This is a genomic window from Streptomyces sp. MAR4 CNX-425, from assembly GCF_048656465.1.
GTDB lineage: Bacteria > Actinomycetota > Actinomycetes > Streptomycetales > Streptomycetaceae > Streptomyces.
This window is the reverse complement of sequence record NZ_JBMDLF010000006.1, coordinates 130,559-145,436: the sequence shown is the minus strand read 5'-3', so window position 1 is coordinate 145,436 and position 14,878 is coordinate 130,559. Positions and strand designations below refer to the sequence as shown.

At 75.0% G+C, this 14,878-nt stretch carries 16 protein-coding genes and 1 pseudogene; 5 read left to right on the top strand and 12 right to left on the bottom strand.

Annotated features, from left to right (window positions below):
* Positions 1 to 57: 57 nt before the first annotated feature.
* The 7 genes from ACHZ99_RS18620 to bioB all read right to left on the bottom strand — a co-directional run bounded on the left by ACHZ99_RS18620 (position 58) and on the right by bioB (position 8,131).
* Complete coding sequence (locus ACHZ99_RS18620) at positions 58 to 486, bottom strand: GNAT family N-acetyltransferase (RefSeq protein WP_420305758.1); 429 nt, start codon at positions 484 to 486, stop codon at positions 58 to 60.
* A 76-nt stretch (positions 487 to 562) separates the two neighbouring features.
* Positions 563 to 3,208: an ABC transporter permease gene (locus ACHZ99_RS18615; protein ID WP_420305757.1), complete on the bottom strand. Its 2,646-nt coding sequence runs from the start codon at positions 3,206 to 3,208 to the stop codon at positions 563 to 565.
* A gap of 6 nt (positions 3,209 to 3,214) precedes the next feature.
* Positions 3,215 to 3,997, bottom strand: coding sequence for an ABC transporter ATP-binding protein (locus ACHZ99_RS18610; protein ID WP_420305756.1), 783 nt, complete (start codon positions 3,995 to 3,997; stop codon positions 3,215 to 3,217).
* Between the two features lie 239 nt (positions 3,998 to 4,236).
* A complete protein-coding gene (locus ACHZ99_RS18605) occupies positions 4,237 to 4,899 on the bottom strand; it encodes a class I SAM-dependent methyltransferase (RefSeq protein ID WP_420305755.1) in 663 nt (220 codons plus the stop codon).
* Positions 4,900 to 4,933: 34 nt separating this feature from the next.
* On the bottom strand, positions 4,934 to 5,680 hold the full coding sequence (gene bioD / locus ACHZ99_RS18600; RefSeq protein ID WP_420305754.1) for a dethiobiotin synthase: 747 nt from the start codon (positions 5,678 to 5,680) through the stop codon (positions 4,934 to 4,936).
* A 17-nt stretch (positions 5,681 to 5,697) separates the two neighbouring features.
* Positions 5,698 to 7,017 (bottom strand): adenosylmethionine--8-amino-7-oxononanoate transaminase, encoded by a 1,320-nt coding sequence (locus tag ACHZ99_RS18595; RefSeq protein WP_420305753.1) that lies wholly within the window; start codon positions 7,015 to 7,017, stop codon positions 5,698 to 5,700.
* Positions 7,010 to 8,131: a biotin synthase BioB gene (gene bioB, locus ACHZ99_RS18590; RefSeq protein ID WP_420305752.1), complete on the bottom strand. Its 1,122-nt coding sequence runs from the start codon at positions 8,129 to 8,131 to the stop codon at positions 7,010 to 7,012. The genes ACHZ99_RS18595 and bioB overlap by 8 nt, the downstream gene beginning before the upstream one ends.
* Positions 8,132 to 8,276: 145 nt before the next feature.
* Here bioB and ACHZ99_RS18585 point away from each other — a divergent pair, with 145 nt between their 5' ends.
* Positions 8,277 to 9,545 carry an 8-amino-7-oxononanoate synthase gene (locus ACHZ99_RS18585; RefSeq protein ID WP_420305751.1) on the top strand — a complete coding sequence of 423 codons (1,269 nt, stop codon included), beginning with the start codon at positions 8,277 to 8,279 and terminating at the stop codon, positions 9,543 to 9,545.
* Here the strand turns inward: ACHZ99_RS18585 and ACHZ99_RS18580 are convergent.
* Positions 9,488 to 9,640 (bottom strand): annotated as a pseudogene (locus ACHZ99_RS18580) (DUF397 domain-containing protein); the annotation flags it as partial. The gene ACHZ99_RS18585 and the pseudogene ACHZ99_RS18580 sit on opposite strands and share 58 nt — an antisense overlap.
* Positions 9,641 to 9,645: 5 nt before the next feature.
* Positions 9,646 to 10,518, bottom strand: coding sequence for a helix-turn-helix domain-containing protein (locus tag ACHZ99_RS18575; protein WP_420305750.1), 873 nt, complete (start codon positions 10,516 to 10,518; stop codon positions 9,646 to 9,648).
* Between the two features lie 178 nt (positions 10,519 to 10,696).
* Here ACHZ99_RS18575 and ACHZ99_RS18570 point away from each other — a divergent pair, with 178 nt between their 5' ends.
* Both ACHZ99_RS18570 and ACHZ99_RS18565 read left to right on the top strand, forming a co-directional pair.
* On the top strand, positions 10,697 to 11,128 hold the full coding sequence (locus tag ACHZ99_RS18570) for an ATP-binding protein (protein WP_420305749.1): 432 nt from the start codon (positions 10,697 to 10,699) through the stop codon (positions 11,126 to 11,128).
* A 59-nt stretch (positions 11,129 to 11,187) separates the two neighbouring features.
* Complete coding sequence (locus ACHZ99_RS18565) at positions 11,188 to 12,138, top strand: serine/threonine dehydratase (RefSeq protein ID WP_420305748.1); 951 nt, start codon at positions 11,188 to 11,190, stop codon at positions 12,136 to 12,138.
* 9 nt (positions 12,139 to 12,147) lie between these two features.
* Here ACHZ99_RS18565 and ACHZ99_RS18560 read toward each other — a convergent pair whose 3' ends face one another.
* The 3 genes from ACHZ99_RS18560 to ACHZ99_RS18550 all read right to left on the bottom strand — a co-directional run bounded on the left by ACHZ99_RS18560 (position 12,148) and on the right by ACHZ99_RS18550 (position 13,803).
* Complete coding sequence (locus ACHZ99_RS18560) at positions 12,148 to 12,723, bottom strand: DUF6328 family protein (protein WP_420305747.1); 576 nt, start codon at positions 12,721 to 12,723, stop codon at positions 12,148 to 12,150.
* Between the two features lie 114 nt (positions 12,724 to 12,837).
* Positions 12,838 to 13,161 (bottom strand): hypothetical protein, encoded by a 324-nt coding sequence (locus ACHZ99_RS18555; RefSeq protein WP_420305746.1) that lies wholly within the window; start codon positions 13,159 to 13,161, stop codon positions 12,838 to 12,840.
* A 6-nt stretch (positions 13,162 to 13,167) separates the two neighbouring features.
* Positions 13,168 to 13,803: an ATP-dependent Clp protease proteolytic subunit gene (locus ACHZ99_RS18550; RefSeq protein ID WP_420305745.1), complete on the bottom strand. Its 636-nt coding sequence runs from the start codon at positions 13,801 to 13,803 to the stop codon at positions 13,168 to 13,170.
* 94 nt (positions 13,804 to 13,897) lie between these two features.
* Between ACHZ99_RS18550 and ACHZ99_RS18545 the strand changes: the two genes are divergently transcribed.
* Positions 13,898 to 14,206, top strand: coding sequence for a type II toxin-antitoxin system Phd/YefM family antitoxin (locus ACHZ99_RS18545; protein WP_420305744.1), 309 nt, complete (start codon positions 13,898 to 13,900; stop codon positions 14,204 to 14,206).
* Between the two features lie 142 nt (positions 14,207 to 14,348).
* Entirely contained in the window at positions 14,349 to 14,858 is a 510-nt protein-coding gene (locus tag ACHZ99_RS18540; protein ID WP_420305743.1) for a cupin domain-containing protein, read from the top strand.
* The last annotated feature ends 20 nt before the right edge of the window (positions 14,859 to 14,878 follow it).

Sequence of the window (14,878 nt, the reverse complement as noted above, 5' to 3'; positions counted from 1 at the left end):
CGGGTCACCTCCGTCCCATGATCACGCAGGGTCCCGGCGGTCGCGCGGCGACCGCCGTCAGCCGGCGGCAAGCGGCTTGACCCAGCGGCTCCACTGCTCCTGGCGCACGTACCCGCCCGCCTCCCAGGCGTGCCGCGCCAACTCGTTGCGGTCCAGCACCATCGCGTCCGCCCGCCGGCCGCCGAAGGCGGCGAACCGCCGCTCGGCCGCGGCCAGCAGCGCCGTGCCGACGCCGCGGCGCCGGTGGCCGGGGTGCACGGCCAGCCGGTACAGGTGGCAGCGCCACCCGTCGAACCCGGCGATGACGGTGCCCGCCAGCTCCCCGCCGCGCTCGGCCAGCAGCAGCGCGCCCGGGTCACGCGTCAGCAGCCCGGTCACACCGGCCGGGTCGTCGCTGACGGAGGTGCCCTCCGCCGCCTCTTTCCAGAACGCCAGCACCGCGGACACGTCCCCGGGCTCGGCGGCCCGGATGAGGAGATCGTCCATGTCCGGCATCCCATCACCGGCCCGGCGTCCGCGTCGACCCGATTGAGCCGCCGCCGCGGTGACCCCCGCGCCGCGGTCACTCGTGCGCGATGGCCGCCAGCACGTTGAGACGGGACGCCCGCAGCGCCGGGAGCAGCGCCGCCAGCAGCCCCACCAGCACGGACCCGATCACCACGGCGAGCTGCACCGTCCAGTCGATCGCGAAGGCGCGCATGCCCTCCAGCGCCAGCACCTCGTGCACCCCCGCGCCCCACGCCAGGCCCAGCACCAGCCCGAGGAGAGCGCCGAACACGGCGATCACCACCGACTCCAGCCGGATCATCCGCCGGGTCTGGCGTCTGGACAGCCCGATGGCCCGCAGCATGCCTATCTCCCGGGTCCGCTCCACCACCGAGAGCGCCAGCGTGTTCACCACGCCCAGCACCGCGATGATGATCGCCAGCCCCAGCAGCGCGAAGACCAGGTACAGCAGGACGACGATCTGCTCCCGGATCAGCTCCTTGAAGTCGGCCTGGTCGCGCACCTTCACCTGCGGGTACTCCGCGAGCCCGCCCTCCAGCGACGCGCGCAGCGTGTCGGGGTCGGTGCCGCCCGCGGCGTTGACGAACAACGCCGTCTCCTGGCCGCCGGGGAGGTGTTCCTCCAGGGTGGCCAGGCCCAGGAAGAAGCCGCCCGCCGCGCCGAAGCCGCCGCTGGTCTCCTGCTTGGTGAGCGCCCCGACGGTCAGCTCCGTCCGCTCGCCGTTGGGGAACAGCACGGGAAGCGTGTCGCCCATGCGAATGCCGTGGTCGCGGGCGTACTGGCGCTGGAGGCCCACGTGCCCGGGCGCGAGCGCGCCGGCGGTGTCCCCGGCCGCGTACTCCAGTCGGCTGACCTGGTCCAGTCCCTCGTCGAAGGCACCGGCGCTGGTGCTGGTCTTCTCGCCGTCGGGCAGCGTCACCCGCAGCGGCGCGAACCGCTGGCGGACGACCAGGCCCACGCCGTCCGCGTCCTTCACCTGCTCGGTGACCTGGCGGGGGAACGGGCCGAAGTTGTCGCTCTGCACGATGAAGTCGGCGCCCAGCGTCCGGTCGATCTCCTCGTCGAAGGACTTCGTCATCGACGCGGCGGCCACCGACATCCCGCCGACCAGGGCCAGGCCCACCATCAGCGCCACTGCCGTCGCGCCGGTGCGCCGCGGGTTGCGCAGCGCGTTGCGCTGGCTGAGGGCGCCGACGGAGCCGAAGATCCGCGGGAACCAGCCGCCGAGCACCCGGATCACCGGCCGGACCAGCAGCGGGCCGGCCGCCACCACGGCGAGCATCGTCAGCACCACGCCGCCCACCAGGTACACCGCGGAGTCCCGGGTCCGCTCCGCCGTGGCGCAGAGGACGAACGACACCGTCCCCACGGCCCCGAGGACGGAGCCGAGCACCGCCCGCACCCGCATCGGCCGGCCGACCTCCGCGATCTCCAGGTCGGCGAGCGCCGCCATGGGGGAGACCCGCGCCGCCCGCCGGGCCGGCAGATACGCCGCGACGAACGTCACGCCCACGCCGACCGTGTACGCGACGACCGGGGTGACCCAGCTGACCACCATCTCGGCCGCGTCCAGGTTCATCCCCAGCAGGCTCAGCGCCGCGATGAGCCCGACGGCCAGACCGATGCCGCTGAGCAGCCCGAGCGTGGAGCCGGCCAGGCCCAGCAGCAGCGCCTCGGTCAGCACCGAGCGGCGGACCTGCCGCCGGTCCGCGCCCAGCGCGCGCATCAGCCCCAGCTCGCGGGTGCGCTGGGCGATGAGCATCGAGAACGTGTTGACGATCAGGAAGATGCCGACCAGCACGGCGATCCCGGCGAAGCCGAGCATCACGTACTTGATGATGTCGAGGAACGTGCCCAGCTCCTCGGCCGCCGACTTCGCCTGCTCGTCGGCCGTCTCCACGGTGTACTTCCCGTCGAGCGCCGCCTTGACGCGCTTCTTGAGCTCGGCGTCCGGCACGCCGGGCGCGGCGTCCACGGAGAGCGACGTGACCAGCTCCGGGTCCGCGGGCTCCCCGCGCTCCCGCGTCCCGTTCTCCTGCTCCGCCGTCTCCCGCTCCGCCGTCTCCCGCTCGGGATTCGCCAGCAGCTGGCGCTGCGCCGCCGCCGTCTCCAGATAGACCACCGTCGCGCCCGGGTTGGTGGTCGTGAACTCCGCGATGCCGACGACCTCGACGTCGAACGTGCCGGGCTGGGCGAGGACGTGGAGGGTGTCCCCGATCTCGATGCCCTTGCGGTCGGCGCTGTCCTTGTCGAGCAGGGCCTCGCCGGCGCCGGCCGGCTCCCGGCCGTCAGACAGCTCCACCGGGCTGCGGTCGCTGACGTACCAGTTGGCGGCGATCGTCGGGGGGCCGGTGGTGCGGCCGATCGGCTCGTTCTCCGCGTCGGTGACGGTGAGGTTCTCCACCTCGACGTCGAGGTGGACGTCCTGCACCCCGGGGACCTTCGCCACGTCCTCGCCGACCGAGGCGGGCAGCGTCGGCACCAGCCCGGTGCCGAACCCGCGGTTCTGCTCGAACGCCTCCTTCGGCGAGACCGCGACGTCGGCGGCCGTGGAGGCGAAGAGCTTGTCGAAGGTGCGGCTGACGGTGTCCGAGAAGATGAGGCTGCCGGAGACGAACGCCACCGACAGGACGACGGCCAGCGCCGACAGCAGCATCCGTCCCTTGTGCGCGAAGAAGCTGCGCAGAGTCGCCTTGAGCACGCCGCCTCAGCTCTTCCCGAAGCCGTCGAAGCGCTTCATGCGCTCCAGCACCGCCTCGGCGGTGGGCCGCGGCATCTCGTCCACGATCCGGCCGTCGGCCAGGAAGAGCACGAGATCGGAGTGGGCGGCGGCGCCCGGGTCGTGGGTGACCATCACCACCGTCTGCTCCAGCCGGTCCACCGCCTCCCGGAGGAAGCCCAGCACCTCCAGCCCCGAGCGGGAGTCGAGATTGCCCGTCGGCTCGTCGGTGAAGATCAGCTCGGGCCGGGAGGCCAGCGCCCGCGCGCACGCCACGCGCTGCTGCTGGCCGCCGGAGAGCTGCGCGGGCCGGTGGCCGAGGCGGTCGCGCAGGCCGAGGGTGTCGACCACCCGGTCCAGCCAGTCGGGGTCGGGCCTGCGGCCGGCGATGTCCATCGGCAGGGTGATGTTCTCCAGGGCGTTCAGGGTGGGCAGCAGGTTGAACGACTGGAACATGAAGCCGATCCGGTCGCGGCGCAGCCGTGTCAGCTCCCGCTCGCCGAGGCCGGTGATCTCCGTGTCGCCCAGCCAGACCTGCCCGGAGGTCACGGTGTCGAGCCCGGCGAGGCAGTGCATCAGCGTCGACTTGCCGGACCCGGACGGGCCCATGACCGCCGTGAAACGGGCGCGGTGGATCTCCACGTCCACCGCGTCCAGCGCGACGACCGCCGTCTCGCCGCTGCCGTAGGTCTTCGTCAGCCCCCCGGCCCGGGCCGCGATCCCGGCCGGAGGTCCCGCGTCGCGTCTGTCGAGTGCCGCCGGTGTGGACAATTCCGTTCCCCCATGGAGCGTGAGTCGGGCGCCGAGTGCTGTGGTCCGGCCCGCCCGCCGGACGCCGTGGGCGCCCGCGGGCTCGTGCTGCCGGGCGGGCGCGATCGGTCGGTGGTACGCCGCCTGCCAGCGAGACTAGGCCGCCGCCGGACCGCGCGCATCCCTCCCCGGTGGCACCTGTGGACAACCCGCTACTCCCGCGGGAGGACCGGCTCCTCCTGAGCGCGGCGCAGCCGGGGTCAGCCGCGCAGCGCGGTGCCCAGGACGTGGTACGAGGTCGGCGTCGGCGGCCCCTTCTCCGGCACCCGCAGCCGCCGGTGTTCACCGAGGGTGAAGCCCGCGGCGGCCAGCTCGCCGAGCACGTCGCGGCCGGAGTGGCAGCCGCCGAACAGCATCGGCCACACCGTACGGTCCGCCCCCCGCTGCAACGCCCGCATCAGCCGGCTCTCGGCCCGCCCGTGTTCGAGGAACCGCAGCTCCCCGCCGGGCCGCAGCACCCGGCGCAGCTCGTCGAGGGCCTGCCGGGCGTCCGCCACCGAGCACAGCACCAGCGAGGCGACGGCGGCGTCGAACGACTCGCTCTTGACCGGCAGCGCCTCCGCCGTGCCCGGCACCACGTCGACCGGCACGTCCGCGCGCAGCGCCGCCGCCGCGCCGAGCTGCCGCAGGTGGCGCTCCGGCTCGATCGCGACCACCTCGGAGACGGCGGCCGGGTAGTGCGCGAAGTTCAGCCCGTTGCCCGCGCCGATCTCGATGACCCGGCCGGAGAGCCCGGCCAGGAGCTCGGTGCGCAGCGCCCCCACCCCGCCGCGCTCCTCGGCGGCGACGCTGAGGCGGGCGTAGAAGCGGGCGAAGTACGGGTGGTGGACGGCGTCGTTCGCGGCGCGCGGCGGTGACGGCATACCGGCCTCCTGGCGAGCCTCGTGGCGAGCGGGGTCACCACGATTGTCCCCCCGCGGGGCCGTCCGGCGCGTGCCGGGCGCGGAAGTCGCCGGCGTCCCAGTGCCCGCCGAGCGCCGGCGCCAGCCACCCGGGCGCCGCCGCGCCGAACCCCTCGGGCCCGTACCCGCCGGCGCCCTCCGGCACGGCGCCGAGCAGCGGCACCCCCGCCGTGGCCGGCAGGTCCGCCAGGTTGCACCGGGCCGCGAGGTCCGGTGCCGCCGGCCAGCTGCCCACCACCACGCCCGGACAGGCGAGGCCGCGCCGGCGGAGCGCCTCCGCGGTCAGCTCGGTGGCGTTCAGCGTGCCCAGCCCCGCGGCGGCCACCACCAGCACCGGCGCCGCCAGCAGCCGCGCCACCTGCGCCAGCGTGCCGCCCGCGTCGTCCAGCCGCACCAGCAGCCCGCCCGCGCCCTCCACCAGCACCAGGTCGTACTCGTGCCCCAGCTTCTCCACGGCCCCCGCCGCGTCCGCCGCCGTGAGCGGCGCCAGCCCCGCGCGGCGGGCGGCCGTCGCCGGGGCCAGCGGCTCGGGGAAGCGGGCCAGCTCCACGGCCCGTACCCCCGGGGCGAGGCGCGCCGCCTCGTCGGCGTCCCCGGGCTCGCCGGGCGCCACGCCGGTCTGCGCCGGCTTCAGCACGGCCACCGAGCGGCCCCGCGCCAGCGCGGCGGCGGCCACGGCGGCGGTGACGACGGTCTTGCCCACGCCGGTCGAGGTGCCGGTGACCACGAGCACGCTGCCCATCGCCTCGCCCCCGCCCGTCAGCCGGCCGCCGCCGCGGCGCGCACGGCGGCGCACACGCGCGCGAGGTCGGCGTCCCCGGTCACGTACGGCGGCATGGTGTAGATCAGGTCGCGGAACGGGCGCAGCCAGACCCCTTCGCCGACCGCGGCCCGGGTGGCGGCGGCCATGTCCACGGGGTGATCGAGCTGGACGACGCCGATGGCGCCCAGCACCCGTACGTCGGTCACCCCCGGCAGCTCCGCCGCCTCGGCCAGGCCGTCGCGCAGCCCGCTCTCGATGCGCTTGACGTCCTGCCGCCAGCCGCCGTCGGCCAGCAGGTCGAGCGAGGCCAGCGCGACGGCCGAGGCCAGCGGGTTGCCCATGAACGTCGGGCCGTGGGCGAGCACCGGAACCTCGCCGGCCGAGATGCCCGCCGCGACCCGGGGGGTGCACAGCGTCGCGGCCATCGACAGATAGCCGCCGGTCAGCGCCTTGCCCACGCACATCACATCCGGCGTGACGCCCGCGTGGTCCGCGGCGAAGAACGCGCCGGTACGGCCGAAGCCGGTGGCGATCTCGTCGAACACCAGCAGCACCCCGTGCTCGTCGCACGCCTCGCGCAGCACCCGCAGATAGCCCGGCGAGGTGAAGCGCATGCCGCCCGCGCCCTGCACGACGGGCTCCACGACGACCGCCGCCAGCTCGTCCGCGTGCCGTGCCACGAGGTCGCGCAGCTCGCGCTCGTACGTCCCGTCCACCGGCGCGTCGAAGCCCGCCGGGGGCACCCCGGCGAACAGCTGCCGCGGCAGCACCCCGGACCACAGCTCGTGCATGCCGCCGTCCGGGTCGCAGACCGACATGGGCTGCCAGGTGTCGCCGTGGTAGCCGCCGCGCCAGGTCAGCAGCCGGTGCTTGCCCGGCCGGCCGCGCGAGCGCCAGTACTGCAGGCACATCTTGACCGCGACCTCGACCGACACCGAACCCGAGTCGCTGAGGAAGACGTGCCGCAGCGGCTCCGGCGCGACCTCCACCAGCCGCGCCGCCAGCCGCACCGCCGGCTCGTGGGTGAGCCCGCCGAACATCACGTGGCTCATCCGCTCCAACTGCCCGCGGGCGGCGGCGTCGAGCGCCGGGTGCCGGTAGCCGTGGATCGCCGACCACCAGGACGACATCCCGTCGACCAGCTCGTCCACCCCCCACGCGGGCTCGGCCAGCCGCAGCCGCACCCCCGCGGCGGAGTCGACGACCAGCGGCTCCTGCCGGCCCGGCATGGGCCCGTACGGGTGCCAGACGTGCTCGCGGTCCAGGTCGAGCAGCCGGCGGGGCGGCAGCGGCCGGGGCGGCGACGGCTCAGGCATTGGGCGGCAGTTCCGTTCCCGCCCCGCGGCGCCGCACGGCGACCAGGTCCGTACGCGCCGCCCCCGCCGGCTCCGCCGCGGGCGGGTCGTCCGGGGCCGGCCGGCCCTCAGCGCGGTGCGGCGGCAGCGTCGTCGTCCCGGCCTCCTCCACCTCGAACCCGGCGTCCGCGATCATCTCCAGGTCCGCCTTGCCCGCCTGGCCCTCGCTGGTCAGGTAGTCGCCGAGGAACACCGAGTTGGCCAGGTGCAGCGCCAGCGGCTGCAGTGTCCGCAGGTGGATCTCCCGCCCGGCGGCCAGCCGCACCTCCACGTCCGGGCAGACGAACCGCACCATCGCCAGGATCTTCAGGCAGCGCCGCGGCGTGAGGTCCCACTCGCCGGCCAGCGGCGTGCCCTCGAACGGGATCAGGAAGTTCACCGGCACCGAGTCCGGGTCCAGCGCGCGCAGCGCGAAGACCACGTCCACCAGGTCCTCGTCGCTCTCGCCCATGCCCGCGATGAGCCCGGAGCAGGCCGACATGCCGGCCGCCTGCGCCTGCCGCACGGTGTCCACCCGGTCCTCGTAGCCGTGGGTGGAGCAGATGTCGGCGTACGTCGCCTCGGAGGTGTTGAGGTTGTGGTTGTACGCGTCCGCGCCCGCCGACCGCAGCCGCTCCGCCTGGCCGTCGGAAAGCAGCCCGAGGCAGGCGCACACCTCCACGTCCCCGTGCTTGTCCTTGATGGCGGCGATCGTCTCCGAGACCCGGTCGACGTCCCGGTCCGTGGGCCCGCGGCCGCTGGCGACCAGGCAGACCCGCTTGGCGCCGCCCGCCACCCCGGCCGCCGCGGCCTCGGCCGCCTCGCCGGCCTTCAGCCACGTGTACTTGAGGATCCCCGCCTCGGAGCCCAGCCGCTGCGAGCAGTACGAACAGTCCTCGGGGCACAGCCCCGACTTGAGGTTGACCAGGTAGTTGAGCTTCACCCGGCGGCCGAAGAACGCCCGGCGCACCTTCCCCGCCGCGGCGACGACGTCGAGCACGTCCTCGTCGGGGGTGCGCAGCACGGCCAGGGCCTCGGCACGGGTGGGCGCCTCGCGCCGCAGCCCCTTGTCCACCAGCGTCGAAAGCAGGTCCATGGCGCCGATCCTCGCCCACCGGACCCGCCCGGGCCAATGGGGTATCGCACAACGGCCGCGGCGGTCTTCTGTGCTCATCGCCACACCTGCACGCGCCCGCGCGCGCACTACGGTGCAGACACAGCCCGCCGAGCCGAGGAACCGCATGCCCCGTCACGCCTTCGACTGGATCGACGCGCAGGCCGAGGAGCGGCGGCGCGCCGGCCTGGTACGCACCCTGCGCCCCCGCGCGCACGACGCCGCGCTGCTCGACCTGTGCGGCAACGACTACCTCGGCCTCGCCCGGCACCCCGAGGTCACCGCCGCCGCGGCCGCCGCGGCGCGCCGCTGGGGCGCGGGGGCGACCGGCTCGCGGCTCGTCAGCGGCAGCACCGCGCTGCACGCCGAGCTGGAGGCCGAACTCGCCGCCTTCTGCGGCTTCGAGGCCGCGCTCGTCTTCTCGTCGGGCTACGGCGCAAACCTCGCCGCCGTCACCGCTCTGAGCGACCGCGGCACGCTCGTCGTCTCCGACGCGGGCAACCACGCCTCCCTCATCGACGGCTGCCGGCTCTCCCGGGCCGACGTCGCCGTCGTGCCGCACGCCGACCCCGACGCGGCGGCCAAGGCGCTCGACGGCTTCGGGGGGCGCGCGCTGGCGGTCTCCGACGGGGTGTTCTCCGTCGACGGCGACGCCGCCGACCTGTCCGCGCTGGCGGCCGTCTGCCGCGCGTACGGGGCCGGGCTGCTGGTGGACGACGCCCACGGGTTCGGCGTGCTCGGGGCCGGCGGACGCGGCTCGCTGCACGCGGCGGGCCTCGCGGGCGCCGGCGACGTCGTCGCCACCGTGACGCTGTCGAAGGCGCTGGGCAGCCAGGGCGGCGCGGTGCTGGGGCCGGCCCGGGTGATCGAGCACCTGGTCAACACCGCCCGTACGTTCATCTTCGACACCGGCCTCGCCCCCGCCGCCGCCGGCGCCGCGCTCGCCGCGCTGCGCCTGCTGCGCCGCGAGCCGCAACGGGCCGCGGCGGCCCGCGGGGTGGCGGCGCGGCTGCACGACGGGCTGACGGCCGCCGGGCTGACCGCCGTACGCCCCGACGCGGCGGTGGTGTCGGTACAGGCCCCCGCGCCGGAGGCGGCCGTGGCGTGGGCGGCGGCGTGCCGCGAGGCGGGCGTGGCGGTCGGCTGCTTCCGCCCGCCGTCGGTCCCCGACGGCGTCTCGCGGCTGCGGCTGACCGCCCGCGCGGACCTGACCGGTCAGCAGGTGGGCAGGGCGGTCGGGACGGTCGCGGGCACCGCGCCGGCCGCGAACTCGCCGTCCTTGACCGCCGCGACGAACGCCCGCCACGCCTCGGCCCGGAACAGCAGCGCGGGCCCCTCGACCCGGGTGGAGTCCCGCACCGCGAGCAGCCCGCCGGGTTCCGGCCCCACGGGATAGGCGGCCTCCACGCAGTTGTTCGCCCCCGTGCTGTACGAACTGCGCCGCCACCGGATGCCGTCGAGTGCCGTACTGGCGGAGACGTACCGAAGCATTGCGGTCATGGTGCCCCCTTTGCGCCCGCGCCGAGCGCGGCTATGAACGACATGGACTCCTCGTGCGAAAGGGCGCTCGCCTGCAGCGAAGCAAAGGCGTGCACATACGCCCGTAAGTCTTCTTTCCTTTCCAGGTGGAGACTACTCATCAAGTGGTCGACAACGACCACGTCGAGATCGGAACTGCGCGAATAGGAGAAGATAACGAAAGGGCCGGTGAGGCCGACGTGCTCACCGGCGGAAAAGGGCAGGATCTGGACGCGTACGTGCGGAAGCGCGCCCATCCGCCGCAGATGCCGCAGTTGCTCCGCCATCACGCCCGGACCCCCCACGTGCCGCCGCAGCACCGCCTCGTCGAGCACCGCGTGCAGCCGCAGCGGACGCGCCGCGCGCAGCACGGACTGCCGCGCGATCCGCACCTCCGCCAGCGCCTCCACCTCGTGCCGCGCCGCCCCCGCCAGCGCCGCCCGGGTCACCGCCAGCGCGTACCGCCGGGTCTGCAACAGCCCGGGGACCACCGACGTCTCCAGCGTGCGCACCGCGGACGCCTCCGCCTCCAGGCTGATGAAGTCCCGGTACGCGGGCGGCAGCAGCTCCCGGTACGCGCTCCACCAGCGGTCCCCGTCCCCGTCGCGCGGCGCCGTGGCCAGCGACTCCAGCAGCGCGCGCAGCTCGGGATCGGTGACCCCGTACGCGTCCAGCAGGCGGGCCACGTCCGCGGCCTTGGCGGCGGACGTGCCGGTCTCGATACGGCTGATCTTCGACTGGTGCCAGCCGACCCGCTCCGCCGCCTTCCCGCTGGTCAGTCCGGCTACGCCGCGCAGCCTGCGCAGCTCCGCGCCCAGCTTGGCGCGGCGTACCGCCGGCCCATTGCGCATGACGCCCTCCCGGCCGCTCCGCCGAACGCGTAACAACCGCCAGTCTGCAACCGAATACGGTCTCTCGCGGCAGAGTTCACCGCATCGAGCGACAGATATATGCATAACCGGGTGGCAGGCTCGCGCGCCGGGCACGATCGGTGGTCCGGCACTCACGTGCGAAAGGGACGTCGTCGCAATGGCAGACCACCACGAAGCATCCGTCACACTGCCGAGTGAGGCTGCTTCGGTCACGCACGCACGGAAATATGTCACTGACATTCTCGGGAAATGGGGTCTGCCGGAAGGCGCGGACGCCGCGGACACCGTCCGCCTCGTCGTCTCCGAGCTGGCCACGAACGCCGTTCAGCACACCCGCGGCCAGTCGCCGACGTTCACCGTGCGCCTGCTGCTCGTCCGGGAGGAACAGCTGCGCGTCGGCGTCACCGACAGCCACCCGCGCCGCCCGCGCCGGCTCCCGGCCGCCGTCCAGCAGGACAACGGGCGGGGCATGGTCATCATCCGGTGGCTCGTCGCGGAGTCGGGCGGACGGCTGACCGTCACGCCCACCGAGGACGGCGGCAAGACCGTCTGGATCGCGCTGCCCTGGCGGGCGGCGCCGGCCGCCTGAGGGCGCCCGGTGCGACCCCGCGGCACCGGCCGCGGGGCCGGCTGGTCCACCCTGGAGTCATGACCGACCAGCCCCTCAGCCACGAGGACGTCCACGCCGCCGCGCGGCGCGTCACGGGACAGGTCCGCCCCGTCGCCGTCGCCCCCGCGGGCGGCGAGGTGGTTCCGGACGCCGACGTGTGGTTCGCGCTCGAATTCCTCCAGCACACCGGATCCTTCAAGGCGCGCGGCGCCCTGAACTTCACCGCCGCCCACGCCGCCGCCGGCGCCGTGCCGGACGCCGGCGTGCTCATCGCCTCCGGCGGCAACGCCGGGCTCGCCTGCGCCTGGGCCGCCGCCCGGCACGGCGTGCCCGCGCACGTGTTCCTGCCCGCCACCGCGCCGGAGTTCAAGGTCGAGCGGCTGCGTGGCCTCGGCGCCGACGTGCGGCTCACGGGCCGGACGTACGGGGAGGCGCTGGCCGCGTCGCGCGCGATGGCCGCGGAGACCGGCGCGCTGGTCTCGCACGCGTACGACCACCCGCTGATCGCCGCCGGCGCCGGCACGCTGCTGCCGGAGATCGCGGCCGCGGTCCCCGGCGGCGTCGACACCGTCGTCGTCGCGGTCGGCGGCGGCGGGCTGTACGCGGGCGTGGCGGCCGCCGCCGCGCGGCAGGGGATCGGCGTGGTCGCCGTCGAGCCGGAGAACTGCCGGGCGCTGAACGCCGCGCTGGCCGCCGGAGAGGTGGTCGACGTGCCGGTCGACTCGGTCGCGGCGGACTCGCTGGGCGCGTCCCGTACCTCGCGCGACGCGCTGGCCTGGGCCGGGCGACCGGGCACCACCTCCGTGCTGGTCGCGGACGCCGACATCACGGCGGCCCGGCGGCGGCTCTGGGACCGGCACCGGATGGTCGTCGAGCACGCCGCGGGCACCGCCCTCGCGGCGCTGACCTCGGGCGCGTACAAGCCGCGCGCGGGGGAGCGGGTGGCGGTCGTGCTCTGCGGCGCGAACACCGACCCGGGCACGCTCTGACGCCGGAGCTCAGCCCCGCCCGTCGCGCCGCGGCGGCGTGCGCGACGCGGCGAGGCTCCGGCTCAGGCGCCACGGCAGCACCGCCCACAGCCCGGTGATGAACACCAGCACCGACGCGCCCGCCGCCACCCCGGGCGCCCGCCCCAGGACGACGTCCACCACGAGCATCACGGCCCCGGACAGCGCGAACGCCAGCACCCCCAGCCCCGCCGCGGCCAGCCGGGAGGAGACGTCGACGATGCGGCGCTTCGCCCGGCGCCGGAACAGCCCGCGGTGCACCGCCGCGGGCGCGGTGAGCAGCACCGCGGCGGCCACGGACAGCAGCAGCGTCGCCACGTACGTCCCGCGCTGGAGCGAGTCCAGCTCGGTGAAGCGCTGGGTGAACGCGAGGGTCAGCAGGAAGGCGAAGAGGATCTGTACGCCCGTCTGCGTCACCCGCAGCTCCTGGAGCAGCTCCAGGAAGTTGCGGTCGGCGCGCTCCAGGGCGGTCTCCCGGCGCACGTGCTCCTCGGGCGCCGCCGGCTCCTGGGCCCGCGCGCCCGGCGCCGCCGTGCCGTGCCCGTCCTCGTTCCGGTCCCTCTCCATGCACTTCCCGGTTACCCGACAGCCCCGTCCTACTCCTCGTCTACCACCGGCAGCGCCGACGCGCCCACCGGCCGGAGCCCGGCCGCCGGGAACCCCTGGACGCCCGCCGCGTCCTCACGGCGACCCGTCGGGCTCCCGCGGCCCCGGCGGCACCGCCACCAGCCCGCTGCGCCGCTCCCCGTCGAGCACCCGCAGGGCCCGGGCCATCGTGGCCGCGTGGATCCGGGTCTCGCGCCGCTCGTGCATCAGCGCCAGCGCGTCCCGCAGCCCGGCGGCCGTCCGTACGAGCGCCTGCGCAGCGCGCAACCCGGCGTACGTGTCCGTGGCGCGCGCCGGGTTGATCCGGCCCAGCTGGTCGACCGCGTCCAGATAGCGGTCGATCAGCTCCGCCTCCGCGCGGGTGAGCGCGGGCAGCGGCGGCAGCTCGGGCGGCAGCATGGCAGGTCACCTCCCGTAGCGCGGCGTGCCCGTGCCCTTGCGGCTCTCGGTCAGCCGGTCGGCCAGCCCGTAGGCGACGGCCGCCTCGGCGTCGAGGATCTTGTCGCGCTCGATGTCCGCGCGCACCTGCTCGACCGGGGTGCCGGAGTGCCGGGCGAGCAGCTCCTCCAGCAGCGCGCGGTGGCGGAGCAGCTCCCGCGCGTGGATCTCCAGGTCGGTGGCCTGCCCGCGCACCGGCTCGGCGAACGACGGCTGGTGGATGAGCACCCGGGCCCCGGGCAGCACGTACCGCTTGCCGGGGGTGCCCGCGGCCAGCAGCACGGCCGCGGCGGACGCCGCCTGGCCGAGGCAGACGGTCTCGATGTCGCTGGTCACGAACTGCATCGTGTCGTAGATCGCGGTCATCGCCGTGAAGGAACCGCCGGGCGAGTTGATGTACAGCGAGATGTCCTGGTCCGGCGCGGCGTGCTCCAGGTGCATGAGCTGGGCCATCACGTCGTTCGCCGAGGTGTCGTCGATCTGGGTGCCGAGGAAGACGATCCGCTCCTCCAGCAGCTTCGAGTACGGATCCTGGGTCCGTGTCCCGCTGCTCGTCCGCTCGGTGAACTCCGGCAGTACGTAGCGCGCCGTGGGGCTGTCCATGGCCTTCGCACCTCTCCCTCTCTCGGCGGTCCCGCTCCGGGTCACCACCACCAGTACAAAATGTACAGGACGTACATCCGGTTATGCTGGGAGCATGGCGTACGAAATTCCGGTGACGCAAGCCCGCGCAGAGCTGGCCGACCTGATCAACCGCGTGGTCTACGGCGGCGAGCGGGTCGTGGTCACCCGCCACGGCCGCCCGCTCGTGGCCCTCGTCTCCGCCGCCGACCTGGAGAAACTCGACGAGCTGGAGAACCCCCCGGCCGAGGAGCAGGTGATCACCACGGTCTCCGGCGTACACCCGGCGCACCCCGCCGGATCTGCCACGGGCGAACGCCGCTTCGGCATCGCGGCCGAACACCGCGCCCCCGACACCCGCGCCCACGGCGAGGGCCCCGCCTAGTCCCGCCGGCGCGGCCGCCTCCGCCCCCGCCCTAGGTCCACGGGCCCGGGACCGGGGCCGACGAAGATCAGCCGGTCGCCGGATGCCGCCCGCGCCGGGCCCGGGACACGATGCAGGCAGACCCGGCGGAAGGAGCGCACCCATGTCGTACCCCGAGGACCTCGCCTACCCCGAGCCCCGCTACCACGGCGACCGGGGCGAGGTGAACGCGGTGTTCCGGCCGGCCGGCGCCCCGCCGGACGTCACCTCGCCCGGCGGCTTCACCCGCTACCTCGCCACCGGCGAGTCCACCGGCGGCGAGTTCGGGCTGTACGACGTGCAGCTCGGCCCGCGCTCGCCCGGGGCGAAGACCCACTTCCACAAGGCCATGTCGGAGTCCTTCTACGTGCTCTCCGGCGAGCTGGAGCTGTACGACGGCGACTACTGGGTGAGCGGCCGGACCGGGGACTTCCTGTACGTGCCCCCCGGCGGGCTGCACGCCTTCCGGAACGCCACCGACGAGCCGGTCCGCATGCTCATGCTCTTCTCCCCGGGCGCGCCGCGCGAGGAGTACTTCGAGCGGGTCGCGGAGATGGCGCAGCGCGGCGGCGAGGAGCTGAAGCGGTTCCGCATCCGGCACGACAGCTTCTTCGTCGAGGACTTCGAGGAGTAGCCCGGCCCCCGGTCCGCGCC